General features: G+C 63.6%; 15 protein-coding genes. 5 read left to right on the top strand and 10 right to left on the bottom strand.

Annotated elements, in window-relative coordinates; all coding sequences use genetic code 11:
* Positions 1-7: 7 nt before the first annotated feature.
* The 3 genes from VFZ66_22340 to VFZ66_22330 are packed head-to-tail and all read left to right on the top strand — an operon-like array spanning position 8 to position 3,060.
* Complete coding sequence (locus VFZ66_22340) at positions 8-1,255, top strand: pitrilysin family protein (protein HEX6291942.1); 1,248 nt, start codon at positions 8-10, stop codon at positions 1,253-1,255.
* 2 nt (positions 1,256-1,257) lie between these two features.
* Positions 1,258-2,487 (top strand): pitrilysin family protein, encoded by a 1,230-nt coding sequence (locus tag VFZ66_22335; GenBank protein ID HEX6291941.1) that lies wholly within the window; start codon positions 1,258-1,260, stop codon positions 2,485-2,487.
* A 24-nt stretch (positions 2,488-2,511) separates the two neighbouring features.
* On the top strand, positions 2,512-3,060 hold the full coding sequence (locus VFZ66_22330; GenBank protein ID HEX6291940.1) for an RNA 2'-phosphotransferase: 549 nt from the start codon (positions 2,512-2,514) through the stop codon (positions 3,058-3,060).
* A 25-nt stretch (positions 3,061-3,085) separates the two neighbouring features.
* Here VFZ66_22330 and VFZ66_22325 read toward each other — a convergent pair whose 3' ends face one another.
* Together VFZ66_22325 and ppc are read right to left on the bottom strand one after the other, a co-directional pair.
* Positions 3,086-4,207, bottom strand: coding sequence for a LysM peptidoglycan-binding domain-containing protein (locus VFZ66_22325; protein HEX6291939.1), 1,122 nt, complete (start codon positions 4,205-4,207; stop codon positions 3,086-3,088).
* Between the two features lie 379 nt (positions 4,208-4,586).
* Entirely contained in the window at positions 4,587-7,385 is a 2,799-nt protein-coding gene (ppc, locus tag VFZ66_22320; GenBank protein ID HEX6291938.1) for a phosphoenolpyruvate carboxylase, read from the bottom strand.
* Between the two features lie 182 nt (positions 7,386-7,567).
* Here ppc and VFZ66_22315 point away from each other — a divergent pair, with 182 nt between their 5' ends.
* A complete protein-coding gene (locus tag VFZ66_22315) occupies positions 7,568-8,290 on the top strand; it encodes a peptidylprolyl isomerase (GenBank protein HEX6291937.1) in 723 nt (240 codons plus the stop codon).
* Between the two features lie 49 nt (positions 8,291-8,339).
* On the opposite strand, the gene VFZ66_22310 is transcribed toward VFZ66_22315, so the two are convergent.
* The 3 genes from VFZ66_22310 to VFZ66_22300 all read right to left on the bottom strand — a co-directional run bounded on the left by VFZ66_22310 (position 8,340) and on the right by VFZ66_22300 (position 11,722).
* Positions 8,340-8,918 carry a sigma-70 family RNA polymerase sigma factor gene (locus VFZ66_22310; protein HEX6291936.1) on the bottom strand — a complete coding sequence of 193 codons (579 nt, stop codon included), beginning with the start codon at positions 8,916-8,918 and terminating at the stop codon, positions 8,340-8,342.
* 245 nt (positions 8,919-9,163) lie between these two features.
* A complete protein-coding gene (locus VFZ66_22305; protein ID HEX6291935.1) occupies positions 9,164-10,861 on the bottom strand; it encodes a hypothetical protein in 1,698 nt (565 codons plus the stop codon).
* 87 nt (positions 10,862-10,948) lie between these two features.
* Positions 10,949-11,722, bottom strand: a complete 774-nt coding sequence (locus VFZ66_22300) for an ABC transporter ATP-binding protein (GenBank protein ID HEX6291934.1) — start codon at positions 11,720-11,722, stop codon at positions 10,949-10,951.
* Between the two features lie 161 nt (positions 11,723-11,883).
* Between VFZ66_22300 and VFZ66_22295 the strand changes: the two genes are divergently transcribed.
* A complete protein-coding gene (locus VFZ66_22295) occupies positions 11,884-13,494 on the top strand; it encodes a peptide chain release factor 3 (GenBank protein HEX6291933.1) in 1,611 nt (536 codons plus the stop codon).
* 17 nt (positions 13,495-13,511) lie between these two features.
* On the opposite strand, the gene VFZ66_22290 is transcribed toward VFZ66_22295, so the two are convergent.
* The 5 genes from VFZ66_22290 to VFZ66_22270 all read right to left on the bottom strand — a co-directional run bounded on the left by VFZ66_22290 (position 13,512) and on the right by VFZ66_22270 (position 16,978).
* A complete protein-coding gene (locus VFZ66_22290) occupies positions 13,512-14,402 on the bottom strand; it encodes a metal ABC transporter permease (protein HEX6291932.1) in 891 nt (296 codons plus the stop codon).
* Positions 14,403-14,539: 137 nt separating this feature from the next.
* Positions 14,540-14,911, bottom strand: coding sequence for a type II toxin-antitoxin system RelE/ParE family toxin (locus VFZ66_22285; GenBank protein ID HEX6291931.1), 372 nt, complete (start codon positions 14,909-14,911; stop codon positions 14,540-14,542).
* Positions 14,901-15,110 (bottom strand): hypothetical protein, encoded by a 210-nt coding sequence (locus VFZ66_22280; protein ID HEX6291930.1) that lies wholly within the window; start codon positions 15,108-15,110, stop codon positions 14,901-14,903. The genes VFZ66_22285 and VFZ66_22280 overlap by 11 nt, the downstream gene beginning before the upstream one ends.
* A 105-nt stretch (positions 15,111-15,215) precedes the next feature.
* Positions 15,216-16,073 (bottom strand): metal ABC transporter permease, encoded by an 858-nt coding sequence (locus VFZ66_22275; protein HEX6291929.1) that lies wholly within the window; start codon positions 16,071-16,073, stop codon positions 15,216-15,218.
* Positions 16,074-16,174: 101 nt separating this feature from the next.
* The gene (locus VFZ66_22270; GenBank protein ID HEX6291928.1) at positions 16,175-16,978 is read right to left on the bottom strand and encodes a metal ABC transporter ATP-binding protein; all 804 of its coding nucleotides are present in this window, start codon (positions 16,976-16,978) and stop codon (positions 16,175-16,177) included.
* Between the last annotated feature and the right edge of the window lie 114 nt (positions 16,979-17,092).

Genomic DNA, 17,092 nt, shown 5'->3' with positions numbered 1-17,092 from the left:
AGGAGTCGTGCCCCAATCGATTCATACATTTCGCCTCGACAACGGCCTGACGGTGGTTGTCGAGCCGATGCCCTACGTCCGGTCTGTCGCCTGGACGCTGCTGCTGCACGCCGGATCGGCAAACGATCCCGCAGGGCAGAGCGGCGCGGCGCAGCTCCTCAACGGCATGGTCTTTCGCGGGGCGGGCGAGCGCGACGCGCGGGCGCTCTCGAACGCACTGGATGAGCTGGGCGTGCAGCGCAGCGGCGGCGTCGGCACCGAGTACACGACGTTTAGCGGCGCGCTGCTGGCCGAGGATTTCGATGCGGCGCTAGCGCTGTATGCCGATGTCGTGCGCCGCCCGCACTTGCCCCCCGCCGAGCTGGATGCGGTCCGCGCGCTCACGCTGCAATCGATCCAGTCGCTCAACGATAATCCGGTGCAGCGGCTATTCAACGAGTTCAACAAGATCTATTTTCCCGGCCCGTTCGGGCGCTCGACGCTTGGCGAGCCCGACGAGCTGGATCAGATTGATCCGGCAGCGCTGCAAGCCGACCATGCGGCGCGCTACCGGCCAGCCGGGGGCGTGCTGGCGATTGCCGGCGGCGTCGAGCCGGAGCAGGCGCGCGACACGGCGGAGCGGCTCTTTGGCGATTGGCAGGGAGCGCCGCCCACATGGCCGCAGCCGCAGGCCAGGAGCGGACCGCTGTACCATCATCTCCAGCAGGAGACGGCGCAGACTCAGATCGCCGTGGCCTACCAGTCGTTGCCGCTGGGCGATCCGCACTACTACCACGAGCGCCTGGCGCTGAATGTCTTGTCTGGCAGCATGGCCTCGCGGCTCTTCACCGAGGTGCGCGTCAAGCGCGGCCTGGTGTACACGGTCTACGCAACGCCGCGCCTGTACAGAGGTCTTGGTCTGGTGCTGGGCTATGCCGGAACGCAGCCGGGCCGCGCGCAGGAGACGGTCGAGGTGATCCTGGGCGAGCTGCGGCGGCTTGGCGAGGGCGTGACGGCGGAGGAGCTGAATCGTGCCCGTACCGGCCTGCTGTCGGCGCTGGTGATGCAGGGCGAGTCCAGCACGGCGCGCGCGGCTGCGCTAGCCGGCGACGTGTTCCTGATCGATCGGCCTCGCACGCTCGAAGATATTCGCGGCGCGGTCGAGGCGGTGACGATCGATGCTCTAAACGAGTATCTGGCGCAGCACACGCCGCAGACCTTTACGGTGATAACGCTCGGCCCCGCGCCGATCGACCTCAACAACCATCAGGAGTAGATATGCGCTACGATCACCATACGCTGGCAAATGGCCTGACGATTGTTGGCGAGTATAACGAGGCGGCACAGTCGGTGGCGATCGGCTTTTTTGCTCGTACCGGCTCGCGGGATGAGACGCCCGAAATCTCCGGCGTCAGCCATTTTCTCGAACATATGATGTTCAAAGGCAGCGCCCGCCGCTCGGCGGAAGATGTCGATCGCGAGTTTGCCGAGATGGGCGCGAGCTACAATGCCTTCACCTCCAATGAGAACACGGTGTACTATGGCGCGGTGCTGCCCGAATTTCAGGAGCATCTGATCGACTTGCTGGCGGATATGCTGCGTCCCAGCCTGCGCCAGGAGGATTTCGATACCGAGAAGCAGGTGATCCTCGAAGAGATCGCGATGTACAAAGATCGTCCGGCCTACTCGGTCTATCAGCTTGCGCGCGAGGTCTATCATCACGGGCATCCGCTCGGCAACAGCGTGCTGGGCTCCACCGAGAGTATCTCCGCGTTGCAGCGCGATCAGATGATGGCGTATTTCAACCTGCGGTACGCGCCCAACAACATGGTCGTGACGCTGACGGGCAGGTACGACTGGGATGCTGCGGTGGCGCAGATCGAGCGCGTGTGCGGCGCGTGGCAGCCCGCCGAGACGCCGCGCGCGCTCTGGGAGCCGCAGCCGATCCCGCAGGAGCATATGCGGGCCGATCCGCAGCGCGATCGAATCTATCTGGCGGCGGTCGCTCCCGGCCCCTCGGCGCAGGACGACGAGCGGTACGCGGCGGATGTGCTGGCCCAGGTGATCGGCGGCGGTCGCGGATCGCGGCTCTACTGGGCGCTGGTCTATCCCGGCATCGCACATAGCGCCGATATCAGCTACGCCGAGCAGGACGGCGCGGGCGCGTTCTATATGTTCGTCTCGTGCGATCCGTCGCGTACCCGCGAGGTGATCGATCTGACCCGCGCGACGCTGCATACGGTACAGGCCGAGGGCATTACCGACGACGAGCTGGCGCGCGCGCGGCGCAAGCTTGCGTCGGGGCTGGTGCTGCACTCCGAGACGCCCATGGGCCGCCTGACGTCGGTCGGCTTCGACTGGATCTATCGCGGGCGGATCGAGCCGGTCAGCGAGCAGGTCGATCGGCTGCTGGCGGTGACGGGCGACGACGTGGATGCGCTGCTGCGCGGCAAGCCATTCGATAACCTGACGCTGGTCGGGCTGGGGCCGCTGGCCGAGGCGTCGTAGGCAACGTTGATAAGGAACCACATCATGAACGAAGCGCGGCTGGTCCGCATCAGCAAATATCTCAGCAAGCATCTGCGCCATCAGCCTGAGCGGCTTGGCCTGACGCTCGCGCCGGGCGGCTGGGTAGCAGTGGACGAGCTGCTGGCCGCCTGTGCGCGAAACAACTTTCCGATCAGCCGCGCCGAGCTGGAGGAAGTCGTATCGCAGAACGATAAGCAGCGCTTCGCGTTCGATCCGTCGGGCGCGTCGATCCGCGCGCAGCAAGGCCACAGCGTCGAGGTCGATCTGCAACTTGAGGCCGCCACGCCGCCGCAGATGCTCTACCACGGCACCGTCGAGCGCTTCCTTGCGGCGATCCTGCGCGACGGTCTGCTCAAGATGCAGCGCCATCACGTGCATCTCTCAGGCGACCTGGCGACCGCGACAAAGGTCGGGGCGCGGCGCGGGCAGCCGGTGATCCTGGCGGTAGACGCCGCCGCGATGCAGCAGGCGGGCTTTCGCTTCTTCCGCTCCGGCAACGGCGTCTGGCTGGTGGATCACGTGCCGCCGGAGTATCTGCGGCGAGTCTCCTGAGCGCCGTATTGTACGGTAGCCAGAGCTAGGGAATTGTGAGCGTCATCCCCGGATAGATCAGAATCGGGTTGGCAATCTGGCCTTGGTTCGCCTGATAGATGCGCCAGTACTGCGTGCCATCGCCGTAATAGCGCTGCGCAATCGACCAGAGCGAGTCGCCGGGCTGCACCGTGTAGCTTCCTGAGCCGTCAACAATCGCTCCGGGATCATGTGATAGTTGGCGGGGAATGGTAAGCTCCTGCCCAGGAAAGATCATGCTTGGATTGGCGATCTGGTGCTGGTTCGCCTGATAGATAGTGTTCCAGCCCGTGCCATTACCATACGCCTGCTGCGCGATCGACCAGAGCGACTCGCCGGACCGAACGGTGTGTAATCCTTGTACTTCGCCGCTCTGTGGCGGTACTGGCGCTGGCGCTGGTGTAGACATGCTCTGGATCACGATCCGTTGACCTGGGTAAATCATGTGGGGATTGGCTCCGATCACATTCCGATTTGCGTCATAAATCGTAGTCCAGAGATTCGCGTTGCCGTAGAACCTCCAGGCAATGCCCGTTAGCGTATCGCCCGATTGCACGGTGTAGACGGTCGCTCCCGTCTGCTGGGCACGATCGGCGGATGGCGCATCCTGCACAGCGGGGATCAGCAGCGTCTGCCCTGGCTCGATGGATGGCGGAGCGCTCTGCTCCTGGCTGGCAGCAGCCGCGCCGATGGCTGCCCGCTCAGGCGCTCGATACTGCTGGCGCTCGACCAGGATCGCATCGTCGTTTGTCTGTACAGGAGCAGATGCCGGCTGGGGAGCGGGGCTAGGTGCGGGCGCTGCACTGCCGCCAAGCGGACTCAAAGCCAGCAGGCTTCCCAGCAGCACCCTGACACCGGCAGCGTGCAGCCCGCGATGCGACTGTCGGCGTGGTGTGCGGCGCGCGAAGCGGTTGGCTGCAAAGACCTGTTGGGAGCGGATGGGTGGCTGCTGCGACAGGAGCGCAGCCAGCAGTTGTTGGTCCTTGCAGCGTCGATAAGCTTGTTTGACACGATACGTGCGGCAATCAGAGCACATGGCGAGGTGAAAGCCCATCGTAGCGCGTAGAGCGTCGTATGAGCTGGGCGTCACACCCTGGTTCAGCAGACGGCGAACTTCACGACAGTCCATAGGATACACTCCTTTCAAGAGCCTTACACACGCAGCCGACGCACGACGTGATCTGTGGGATGCAGAAGCACCTCCTTCGTTGCCAAAGGCCGTTTTTCAAATTGACCGCATACAAGCACGGTTTTTTGTGCGCAGGTCGATAAGAGCGTCAGGCGATGATGTCGTTGGGTTGTTGGTATGAGGCTGTGTCTAAAGACATTTAGGATTGTTGTGGAGTCGTTGGCGGCGGAGCAGGGGGGGATCTGCTTCCCTCCGTTGCTACATAGTATAGTACATCTGTCAATTTAAACGCTGTAAAGATGGCGTAGCTGTTGACGAGATCTGAGGAAGGGCGTATGTAGTTTCGTATTAGCAGAAGCCACATACGCCCCCAATCGACCTACCCCGTATTGCGCAGCCCCGCCGCAACGCCGTTGACCGTCAGCAGCACGGCCTGCTCAAGCAGCGGATCGGGATCGTGGGACGCGCGCAGCCGGTGCAGCAGCGCAACCTGGATGTAGCTCAGCGGATCGACATACGGATTGCGCCGACGAATCGAGCGCTGCAACGTCGGCCACTGATCCAGCAGGTGGTCGATCCCGGCGACCGCGCAGACGGCCTGCACCGTGCGGCGATACTCGTCCGCGATCAGCTTCCACATCCGCTCGCGCACGCCAGCATCGGGCACCAGCGAGGTATAGCGCTCGGCAATATGCAGATCGGCTTTCGCCAGCACCATCTGCGCGTTGTCGAGCGTGGTACGCCAGAACGGCCACTCACGATACATCGTCTGGAGCAGCGCCAGCCGCCCGGCGCGATCCTCGGCCAGATACTGCTCGACGGCGGTGCCCAGGCCGTACCAGCCCGGCAGCGTATGGCGGCTTTGCATCCAGGCAAAGACCCACGGGATCGCGCGCAAGTCTTCCAGGCGGTCGCTTTGCTTGCGGCGGGCAGGCCGCGAGCCGATCTTGAGGTTGCTCAGCTCGTCGATCGGCGTCGCGCCGTGGAAGTAGGGCAGAAAATCGGGATGCTCGACCAATGAGCGATAGGCGCAGAAGCCCTGGTCGGCCAGCGCGTCGAGCGCCGCCTCCCACTCCGGCGGGATCGTCGGCGTGACGTACGGCGTGCTGGCGATCAGTGCGGCGTTGAGCACCTGCTGGAGATGTCGCGCGGCGATGCCCCGCTGCCCATAGCGATCCGAGATGACCTCGCCCTGCTCGGTGAGCTTGAGCCGCCCGCGCACGGTTCCGGCTGGCTGCGCCATGATCGCGGCGTTGGCCGGACCGCCGCCCCGCCCGATCGCGCCGCCGCGCCCGTGGAACAGCTCAAGCGAGACTCCCGCCTGATCCGCCACCTCCACCAGCGCGCGCTGCGCCGTGTAGAGCGCCCAGGATGCCGGTAAGAATCCGGCGAGCTTGTTGCTGTCGGAGTAGCCGACCATCACCTCCTGGTGGTTGTGGCGCAGCGCCAGATGCTCGCGATACGCGGGCAGCGCAAAGAGATCGGCCATGATCCGTGGCGCGTGCGTCAGGTCCTCGCGCGTCTCGAAGAGCGGCACAATATCGAAGCGGCTGTACTCGCCGCGCCGGTACAGCGCCGCCTCTTTCGCCAGCAGCAGCGCCGCCAGCAGATCGCTCGCGCCCGTGGTCATGCTGATGATGTAGGTGTGGGTGGCGTTTGGGCTCAACTGCTCAAGGATCGCGTGCAGCAGCCGGAAGGTCGCGATCGTCTCGTTGGTTTCGTCGCCAAAGCTCAGCCGCGCCGGGATCAGCGGGCGATTGGTCTGGAGTTCCCGGCTGAGCAGCGCGACGCGCTCCGTCTCGGTCAGAGCGGCGTAGTCGGCGCAGACATCGGCGAATGCGAAGATCTCGGCCAGCGCGCTGGTGTGTCGCTCCGAGTGCTGACGAATATCCAGCCTCAGCAGATGCAGGCCAAAGACCTCCACCTGCCGGATCACGTCGGCCAGCAGCCCGTCGGCGATGGCGGCTCCACCATGCGCGCGCAGGCTGCGGTCGATGATCCTGAGATCGTGCAGCAGCTCGACATTGTTCAGATACCATCTGCCGCCGGTATCAACCGCGTCCGCGCCCCAGACCGGCTGGAAGGTTTGGGCGTGCTGTCGGCTGAGCAGCAGCTTTTCGCGGATATAGGTACAAAACTGGCGGTACGGCTCGAACGGGATGCGCTGCGTGACGTTCTGGGCCACATCAGGGAAGCGCTGCTCGTGCAGCGCCAGCGTAGCGCGCAGCTCGTCGCTGTAGGGCGTGGCGTGCGCCGATGAGGTCATGTTGTGCGCCAGGTCCTCGATTGCGTGGACGTAGTGGTTGAGCGCCCGCGTATGCAGCAGCCGCACGGTTTCAAGTGTCACCTCAGGCGTGACAAACGGGTTGCCGTCGCGGTCGCCGCCGATCCACGAGCCGAAGCGCAGCAGCGACGGCACGCGCCACTCGTGGTCGGGATAGTACTCGCGCAGCGCTGCCTGAAGATCGCGGTAGATCAGCGGCACGATCGGCAGCAGCGTTTCTTCGCAGAAGTACAGCCCTTTCTTGACCTCGTCGATCACCATGGGCCGCACATCGCGGATCTCATGCGCCTGCCACAGCCCGACGATCTCGCTGCGGAGCGCCTGCTCGATCTGCTGCTGCTCGCGTGGCAGGAGATCGGTCGATTCCATGCGCGTCAGCAGGGCCGAGATGTTGCGCAGCTTTTCAAGGATCGTCCGGCGCTTCGACTCGGTGGGATGCGCGGTGAAGACGGGCTTGACGACCATCCGATCGAGGAGCGTCTGCACGTCGTGCGCGCTGTAGCCGCTCTCGCGCAGGCGGGCGATGGCCTCGTCCAGCGATTCGGCGACGGGCGGGTTGGTGCGCTCGCGCTCGCGCAAGACCCGCAGCCGCTCGTGCTGCTCGGCGAGATTGACGAGGCCGAAGTAGGTGGTGAAGGCTTTGATCAGAATGTGAATCTGCGGCAGGTCCAGCGCCTCGATCTGTCGCGCCAACTCCTGGGCTGCCGGATCTGCCGCGCGCTCGTCCTCGCGCGCAAGCTTGGCTAGCTCGCGCACACGTTCTTCCAGGGCGAACGCGGCCTCTCCGGCCTGCTCGCGGATCACCGAGCCAAGCATGTCGCCAAGGAGATGGATCGTTTCGGAGAGTGGCTCGCGGGTGCCTGTCCTCAGCATGGCGTTGTCCTCATCTTCCATACAACACCGCGCCTCCTTTGCCGCGTTAGAGCACATCTATGTACTAGGTTGATGTTCCCACAGGTGACGAAGTTACGCAAGCTGAGGGCCAGCGGGCATCATGGTACATACATATTTGACGAACCGGCTTCTGTTCGGTACCGTATCGGGGGACACCTCCCATAATTGAAAGGACGACACACATGCGTTTCATTCACCTGGGGCTGCTCGCGCTCCCGCTGCTGGCCCTGGCGGCATGCGGCCAGCCCACCGACAACACGGTCCCATCCGATAGCACCGGCAGCACCGGCGCGGCTCCTGCGGCGTCGGCAAGTGCGGCTCCTGCGGCGTCGGCCAGCCCTGCGTCCGGGAATCAAGCTGGAGACGCAGCAGCCGATCCGTCGGAGCGCAACAACAAATATTCCGCCGCGCCAGCCATGCAGATCGACCCGAACAAGAAGTATATCGCGACGATCGAGACGACCAAGGGCACGATGAAGGCCGAACTTTTCGCCAAAGAAGCGCCCAAGACGGTCAATAACTTCGTGTTTCTGTCGCGCGAAAACTTCTATCAGAACGTGAAGTTTCACCGGATCATCAAAGATTTTATGGTCCAGACCGGCGATCCGACCGGCACCGGCACGGGCGGTCCCGGCTATCGCTTCGAGGACGAGCCGATCCCCGACAGCCTGAGCTACCAGCGCGGCACGCTGGCGATGGCGAACGCCGGGCCGAACACCAACGGCTCGCAGTTCTTTATCGTCCACGCCGACTATCCGCTGCCCAAGAACTACACCATCTTCGGCAAGCTGACCGAGGGCCTCGAAACGCTGGACGCCATCGCGAACACGCCGACGACGGGCGCCGAGGGCTCGACGCCGACCGAGGATGTGCGCATCACGAATATTACGATCGCGGAGGAATAAACGGAGAGGCGCTCCCCCGGTCGCAATCGACCGGGTGAGCGCCTGGACTCTATCCTTCATCCCCAAACAGCCGCTCATACACCGCCCGCAATTTCTCCATGCCCAGGCGCAGCCGCGTATGCAGCGTGCCGATCGGCACGCCCAGGTGCTCGGCGGCCTCGCGCCGGGTAAAGCCGCGCCAGAAGATCATCTCGATCGCCTCGCGCTGTGGCAGCGGCAGACTTTCAAGCGTCGTGCGGATCTCGTCGCGCATCAGCGCCTCGTCGAAGCTGGCGTCGGGCGTGGTCAGGTAGTGGAGCTGCTCGGTCGAAACCTCGCGGCTGCGGTGCTTGTTGCGGCGGCTGCGCAGCTCGTCGATCGCGCGGTGATGCGCGATGCCCAGCAGCCATGATACCAGGCTGCCGTGGCCCGGCTGGTAGCTGGCGATATTATTCCAGCAGCGCAGAAAGACATCCTGGGTGATCTCCTCGGCGATCCCGTGATCCTGGACGATCCTCAGCGCCATGCTGTAGACCAACCGGCCATAGCGATCGTAGAGCACGGCCAGGCCGTGCGGTTCCCGATTGCGCAGCAGGCCGAGCAGTGCTGCATCATCGATCGCCAGAGACGATGCCGTCGGATCGTCCACGTCTGCTCCTTCCGGTGGGTGATCGTCGGTGTTCACCATGCGCAGCGCGCTGCTGGCTACGCCGCGTTGCGGTATACGGGCAGGATAACCCCTCTTGTTCCGCGCTGTCAACGCTCGCCGTATCTGCGGCCACCTCATGCAGAATCAAGGTACCTTTTTGGGAACGTGTTCGATTCTGCATCAGAAAGGGGTGTTTTGGGGGAATCCCGCGCCGTGGCACCCGCCCCGGCCTGGCGGCGCGAATCCTACAGCTCGGTGTTCCGCAGGCGGGTCGCGCCCATCAGCATCGGCAGCAGGAGCGCCAGGGCCGTGAGCAGCACTGCCAGGCTCCAGCCCACGGCATAGACCCAGCCGCCCCAGATCGGTGCGGCAAACTCCGCGCCGGTCGTCAGCATCAGCATCAGCCCGGCGTACGCCAGGTAGGTGGGCGTGCCCAGGCAGCCCGCGCGGGTACTCGTCATCTTGCGCGGCTGCTGCCAGTCGAACCTGGGAAACGCAGCGCCGAAGCCGGTGGTGATGCCCGCCACGCCCGCGCCGGTCAGCAAGACCAGCAGCCAGCTCTCCGCAAGCTGGAGCGGCGGGATCTGCTTGAGTATGCCAAGCACGACGACGAAGGCGCTGCCGATCAGCGGAAAGGGCAGCCAGGCCAGGGTCCATTTTGCCCACAGGATTGTCCAGGTGTCGAGCGGCGCGAGCTTGAGCAGCCAGATCGTGGTGCCTTCGCGGCTCAGCCCGGTCATGCCGATATGGCTGGCGATCAGCATACAGACGAAGAGGCCCATCGCGATCAGCCCGGAGTCGGCAAAGCGCTCCGAGCCGAGCCGCGTTTCACTAAGCTGCGTATCGGTGACGACTTGCCAGATCCAGAAGACGGAGATCGCCAGCGGAAAGAGGAGCTGCGACAGTTGTTGCAGATCGCGGGGCAGGATTTGCAGATCTTTGCGCACGATCGCGCCGTAGCGGCTGCCCGCTCTGCGTCCGGCGCTCGCGCTGAGCACCCGCCGCGCCCGGCGGCGCACCCGACCACCGCCCGTGCCTGCCATGCTGACCCAGCCGCTGTAGTACAGGTACTCGGCCAGCACGACGCACACGGCAAACAGTCCCAGCGTCGCCAGAAGGTACAGCCCGCCGAAGATCAGCAGCGTTTGCAGATCGCCGGTGCCCGCCGCCACCAGCACGCGCGCGCCCCAGGAGGTCGGCAGCCAGGGAATATCGAACTGAAGCAGCCGCTCGGCGTTTTGCGGCGTGGCGATGTCGTCCACCGTTCGGGTGAGTAGCTGCGAGCCGATGTAGATCGCCAGGCCAAACAGGCCGCCGATGATCGTCAGCACGTCGCGCAGCCGCTTGGCGGGGATGAATCGGACCAGCAGCATGGTCAGCAGCGCGCCGATGCTGACCGGCAGCAGCGGCAGCAGCGCGAGCACCACCAGCAGCGCCAGGTAGAAGCCGATGCCATAGCCCAACGCCTGACCATAGCCGGCCAGCGCCGGAGCCAGCAGCGCGAAGAAGAGCAGGTAGGTGGTGAACAAGCCTTCCAGAAAGCGCGCCAGAAAGACCGAGCGTACCGGCACGGGCGTCACCAGCAGCGTATCCAAATCGCGCGATAGGTAGAGCGTGGAGAGCACGAACGAGATGCTGCTCAGCAGCAGCGGAAACGCGAAGATGCTCAGCACAATGCTCGGAACCGCGGCAAAGAAGCGATCGAAGCTGCCGAACTGTGCGCTTAGCTCAGGCGCGATCCGCTCAAGATCCAGCAGGCCACGCACGATGAATCTGCTAAAGATGTACAGCCCGTACGAAAGCGCCAGGATCACCAGCACGCCGATCAGCGTCGAAAGCTTGCGGGTCAGCTTGCCGCGCCAGAAGCTATTGCGCGCCACCTGCCAGCGCGCCCGCAGGATCGTCCACGCTCCGCCGATGACCGATGGCCCTGCTATCGTCACACGCACTCCAATCTGTTTCGAGTTCCAGGTTCCAAGTTTCAAGTTTCAAGTTTCAAGTTCCGAGTTCTTGGTTCTTCGTTCTCGTCCCTACGCCAGCACCTCGGCGATCTCGGCGTACTCCGCGCCGCCCGTCAGCGCCAGGAAAATATCTTCGAGCGATTGCCCGGTGCTGCCCTGGCGCAGCTCGTTCATCGTGCCCGCCGCGATGACGCGCCCGCCGGAGATGATCGCGACTCGATCGCAGAGCCGCTCGGCAATCTCTAGGATATGGGTGGTAAGAAACACAGCAGTGCCGCGCGCCGCGAGCTGCCGCAAAATGTCTTTGATCAGCCGGGCGCTGCGCGGATCGAGGCCGACGGTCGGCTCGTCCAGAAAGAGCACGCGCGGATCGTGCAGCAGCGCTCCGGCCAGCGCGGTCTTCTGGCGCATCCCGTGCGAAAACCCGCCGATCAGCTCGTCGCCGTGCTCTTGCAGATCGAAGAGCTTGAGCAGCTCCTCGCCACGCCGTTGAATATCCGCGCGCGGGATGCGATACAGCCCGCCGATGAACTGCAAAAACTCGCGCGCCGTCAGCTTCTCCGGCAGATACGGCTCGTCCGGCACGTAGCCCAGCAGGGATTTTGCGGCGATCGGATTGGCCTGTATATCATGCCCGCCGATGTAGGCGTGCCCGGCTGTGGGGCGCAGCAGGCCGATCAGCATCTTGATCGTCGTGGTCTTGCCCGCGCCGTTCGGCCCCAGAAAGCCAAAGATCTCGCCGCCCCAGACGCTAAGATCGACGCCCGCGACGGCGACGGTCTGGTTGAATTCTTTGCGCAGGCCATGCGCCGCGATGATTGGCTGCGCGCTGCCGTTGTTCATGCTCCGCTCCATCGGTTGGATGATACCGTACTGGCATTGTAGCACGGCTCGTCGTACACACGCCGCCCTGCGCAGATCGATGCATTTCCTTTACAGTCGGCGCTTACGCCTGTATAGTTACGCTGCATATATTGCGCTACGATGAGGTTTTACACACAAGCATGACCCAAGCTGTTGATCAGAGCATGTCGGCGGAACTGCACCACGAGGTTGCGCGCCGCCGAACGTTTGCCATTATCTCGCATCCCGATGCGGGCAAAACCACACTTACCGAAAAATTCTTGCTCTACTCCGGCGCGATCGATCTCGCGGGCTCCGTCCGCGCGCGCGACAATCGCCGCCGCGCCACCTCCGACTGGATGGAGCTTGAGCAGGAGCGCGGCATTTCGATTACCTCGACGGTGCTTCAGATCGACTATCAGGGCTACCGGCTGAATCTGCTGGATACGCCCGGCCACCGCGACTTCAGCGAGGATACGTACCGCGTGCTGATGGCGGTCGATAGCGCGATCATGGTGCTGGACAGCGCCAAGGGCATCGAGCCGCAGACCAAAAAGCTGTTCGAGGTCTGTCGCCTGCGCCAGATTCCGATCCTGACCTTTATCAACAAGCTCGATCATGATGGCCGCGATCCGCTCGATCTGCTGGATGAGATCGAGCGTGTGCTGGGGCTGAGCGCGGTGCCCATGAACTGGCCGATCGGCAGCGGGCCGAGCTTCCAGGGCGTGTACGATCTGCGCACGCAATCCGTGCTGCGCTTCGAGAAGACGACCCATGGGCAGCATCGTGCGCCCGTGCATGTCAGCGCGCTGGACGATCCGCGCCTGGCGCAGCTTCTCGGCGATGATGCGCACGCCCGTTTGAGCGAAGAGATCGAGCTGCTGGCGGGCGCGGGCGCGACGTTCGATCGCGAGCGGTTTCTGGCGGGCGATGTCACGCCGGTCTTCTTTGGCAGCGCGCTCAACAACTTTGGCGTCGAGCCGTTTCTGGCCGCGCTGCTCGATCTTGCCCCGGCACCAGGGCCGCGCGTGAGCAGCCAGGGATCGATCGCGCCGACAGACGAGGCGTTTAGCGGCTTTGTCTTCAAGCTGCAAGCCAATATGGACCCCAGGCACCGCGACGAGATCGCGTTTCTGCGGGTCTGCTCAGGACGCTTCCAGAAAGATATGCTCGTGCATCATCCCCGCCTGGGCCGCGCGATCCGGATGAATCGTCCGCATCGCCTGTTTGCGCGCGAGCGAGAAACCGTCGAGGAAGCCTATCCCGGCGATGTGGTCGGCCTGTCCAATCCCGGCCTGCTGGCGATCGGCGATACGCTGAGCACCTGCGATGGCCTGCACTTTACGGCGATCCCACGCTTTACGCCGGAGCGCTTTGGCGTGCTCCATCTGCGTGATGTAACCCGCTATAAGCAGTTTCACAAAGGCGTCGAGCAGCTTGAGGCGGAAGGCGTGATCCAGGTGTTGCACGATCGGGATACCCAGCGCCGCGCGCCGATTCTGGCCGCTGTCGGCGACCTACAGTTCGATGTCGTGCAGGCGCGGCTCGTAGCCGAGTACAAGGTCGAGACGACGATCGAGCGGCTGCCGCATGTCACGGCGCGCTGGGTTGCGGGCGACCCGGCGGTGCTGGAGCAGGTGCGCTGGCCGATGCAGAGCATCCGCACCTACGATCGCGCCGATCGGCTGGTGGTGATCTTTTCGTCGGAGTGGGAGCTGAACTATTGTCTGCGCGAGCATCCGCGCCTCGAGTTCCGCGAGGTTGCCGAATAAGCGGCTGCCGTGCGCTGCTACGCGGCGCTGCTCCGCGCAGCTTTCCTTAAGCGTCGCCGCTGCCGGAACGATTGCGCCAGGCCGCTGCGCGGCGCGAACAGCAGCGCCAGGCCAAAGAGCGCGCCGCTCAGCAGCACGATCGTCGGGCCGGACGGCAGGTTACGCCAGTAGGAGATGTACAGCCCGACGACACCGGCTGTGACGGCCAGGCCAGCCGCCAGGAGCAGCATCGTGATCATCCGCTGTGTCAGCAGGCGAGCGGTCGCCGCCGGTGCCAGCAGCAGCGCCAGCACCAGCAGATTCCCGACCGTCTGAAACGCGGTGGTCAGCGCGAGCGCCAGCAGCACCAGCAGCAGGCCGTCCCAGAGCGCCAGCGAGCGGCCCTGCGCGGCGGCCAGCGCCGGGTCGAACGCGATCAGCACCAGCTCTTTGTAGAAGAAGCCGATCAGTGCCGCCACCACCACCACGACCACCGCCGTCAGCACCAGATCGAACGTCGAGATGCCGAGCACGTCGCCCAGCAGAATCGTCGCCAGGTCGCGTACGCCGCTGCGCGCGAAGTTGAGCAGCACGATGCCCAGCGCGAACGAGCCGGAGAAGAACACGCCGATCGCGGTATCTTCGCCGATGCCCTGCTGCCGTCCAACCACGCCGATCAGCCACGCGACGATCAGCGCGAAGATGAGCGCGCCGCCCATCAGGCTGCCGCCAAGCAAAAACGAGATCACGACTCCGGCAAAGAGCGCGTGACGCATCGCCTCGCCCATGAACGCCAGCCCGCGCAGCACCACGAACGAGCCGACCAGCGCGCACAGCACGCCGACAAGCACGACAGCCAGCAGGCCCCGCTGCATAAACGGGTACTGAAGCGGCTCAAGATAGGTTTGCAGATTGAACCAGTTGAGCATATTCGGTCAAGCTAAACAGAACAACCAGGTGGATGCAGTAGCAGGATGGCGATAGGATACTGCACGAAAAGTGCAGGTATTTCGCGCGACCACGGCTATGCCATTGCAACGCTTTGTCGGCTACTCCTTTACCCAGATTACTGTACTTGTTCCTCGTTCATATCAAGGTTCGTAATAATCCGTCTGATTTCATCAGCAGCAATATCGCCTTGTTCAGGCTTTGAATACAGCGTCACTAACACTACCGAGTCTTCTCGTACCAGATAGTAGATAACGCGATAGCCGCCGCTTTTACCCTTGCCTAGATCTGAATTCTTGACTCGTACCTTGAACACGCGATAGGACACGCCAGCAATACGATCACCTGGTGTTTCACGCTGGGCCAGTTGATCAATCAACGGTTGAATATCTGTCTTGATATGCCGATACTTTTTTGCAAGCTGCCGAACGTTCCGTTTAAATTCTGGGGTAAAGTACACCTGAACCGGGGTCGGAGCGTCATTCGGCATCAATATCACTCCACAGCTCGGCTGCGGGCATGATCTCACCTCGTTGCGCTTCCTGCCATCCTTGTTGGAAGCTTGCTACTGCTGGCTTGAGGATGATCGTTTCTCGAAACGTCCGCATCAATTGGAGCAGGAGTGGTAGGTATTCGGGCGGTAAGGCATCCACTTCCGCAAGCACTTGATCGCGGTATTGATGTGTCATCGAAACCATTCCTCTATCCTCCATCGCTTGATAGCTCAGTATAGCATAGGGATTTTGTCTGGCAGAATGCTGCATTTCTGTGCAAGAATTCTGACGAGCACATTCCTAGGGCCTCGCCGCCGCGACAGGCCAGCGGCTCCGGGCCGAGCGCGCCGCCAGCACGCCAAAAAAGATGAGACAGGCGCAGAGCACGATCGCGCCGCCCGACGCGATGTTGGCGTAGTACGAGACATACACGCCGACGATCGTGCTGATGCTGCCGAGGCCCGCCGCCAGCGCCATGATCGAGGGCAGTGACGCGACCAGCAGCCGCGCGGTTGCCGCCGGTACTACCAGCAGCGCGACGACCATCACGTTGCCGACGGTCTGAAGCGCGGCCACGATCGTCAGGGCCAGCAGCGTGAAGAGCACCGCGCTCAGGAGCGCGACGTTGCGGCCCTGCGCGGCGGCCAGCGCCGGATCGAACGCGATCAGCACCAGTTCTTTGTACATCAGCGCGACCGCCAGCAGCACGCCGCCGCCGATGATCGCCGTCAAAAGGAGATCCTGGGGCCGCACCGCAAGCACGTTGCCGATCAATAGCTCGCTGAGCGCGCGGCTGGCAGAGCGGCTGCGGCTTAGCAGCAGCGCGCCGAGGGCGAACGCCACCGTGTAGAAGATGCCGATCGCGGTGCTTTCGCGGACCTGCCGGTTTTGCGCCACCAGGCCGATGCCGATCGTGGTGATGATGCCCGCGATCAGGCCGCCGAGCAGCAGGTTGAAGTTGAGCAGGTAGGCGACCACAACGCCCGGAAACACCGCGTGGCCGAGCGCATCGCCCAGGAACGCCAGGCCGCGCACGACGATGAACGTGCCCATCACGCCACAGACGATCGCGACGATGATCGCCGCGAGGATGCCGCGCTGCACCAGGCCCAGGCTCAGCGGCTCAAGATAGGTTTGGAGATCGAACCAGTTCGGCATACCAACAGAATCTCACCAGCCACACAGCGGAACAAAGCCCAGCGATTCCTCCCATTCCTCCGCTTTTGTTCTTTGTCCTCTGTTCTTGGTTCTTGGTTCTTCTACCGATTGACAATCACCGCCTGCTCATCGCCGACGACCGCCACCTGCGAGCCGAAGGTCGAGCGCAGGATCGGCGCGGTAAAGACCTGATCGACGGGGCCGAAGGCGACAATGCCGCGATTGAGCGCCACCAGTTGATCGCAGTTTTGCTCGACGGAGTGCAGGTCGTGCGTGGAGAGCAGCACCGTATGGCCCTGGTTGCGCTGCTCGCAGAGCAGGTCGAAGATCACGCTCTGGGTTGTGGTGTCGATGCCGTTGAACGGCTCGTCCAGCAGCAGCAGATCGGCCTCCTGCGCCAGGGCACGAGCCAGAAACACGCGCTGCTGCTGCCCGCCCGACAGCTCTCCGATCTGACAGTCGCGCCGCCCGCCGAGCCGCACCTGCTCCAGCGCATGCAGCGCAATCTCGCGATCATGCCTGCGGGGCCGCTTCCAGATGCCGAGCCGCCCGTAGCGCCCCATCAGCACCACATCCAGCACGCTTAGCGGAAAGCTCCAGTCGACATCGCGGCGCTGCGGCACGTACGCCACCCGCTGGCGCACCGACTCGATCGGCTGTCCAAGCACGCGCACCCGCCCGCTCAGCAGCCGCGTCGCGCCGACGATCGCCTTGAGCAGCGTGGTCTTGCCCGCGCCGTTCGGCCCGATCAGCCCGATAATCTGCGCCGCTGGTACCTTCAGCGTGATGTGATCGAGCACGACATGCGCGCCGTAGGCCACCGTCGCATCTTCCAATTCGATCGCGGCGGCTGCCGATGGAGCGCCGATCGAGGCCGGTTGTATCGCCGCACGTGGATGAAGCATAGTCTTTCTTCACTCTTGATATTTAGTATCAAGAACTATACGCAATAACCGATCCAGCGTCAAATTCAGCACGTGATCTGGCGAATACGGGATTGAGATATGTTTTCAGCAAGG

The organism is Herpetosiphonaceae bacterium (assembly GCA_036374795.1).
Taxonomy (GTDB): domain Bacteria; phylum Chloroflexota; class Chloroflexia; order Chloroflexales; family Kallotenuaceae; genus LB3-1.
This window is presented reverse-complemented; position numbering and strand designations above follow the sequence as displayed.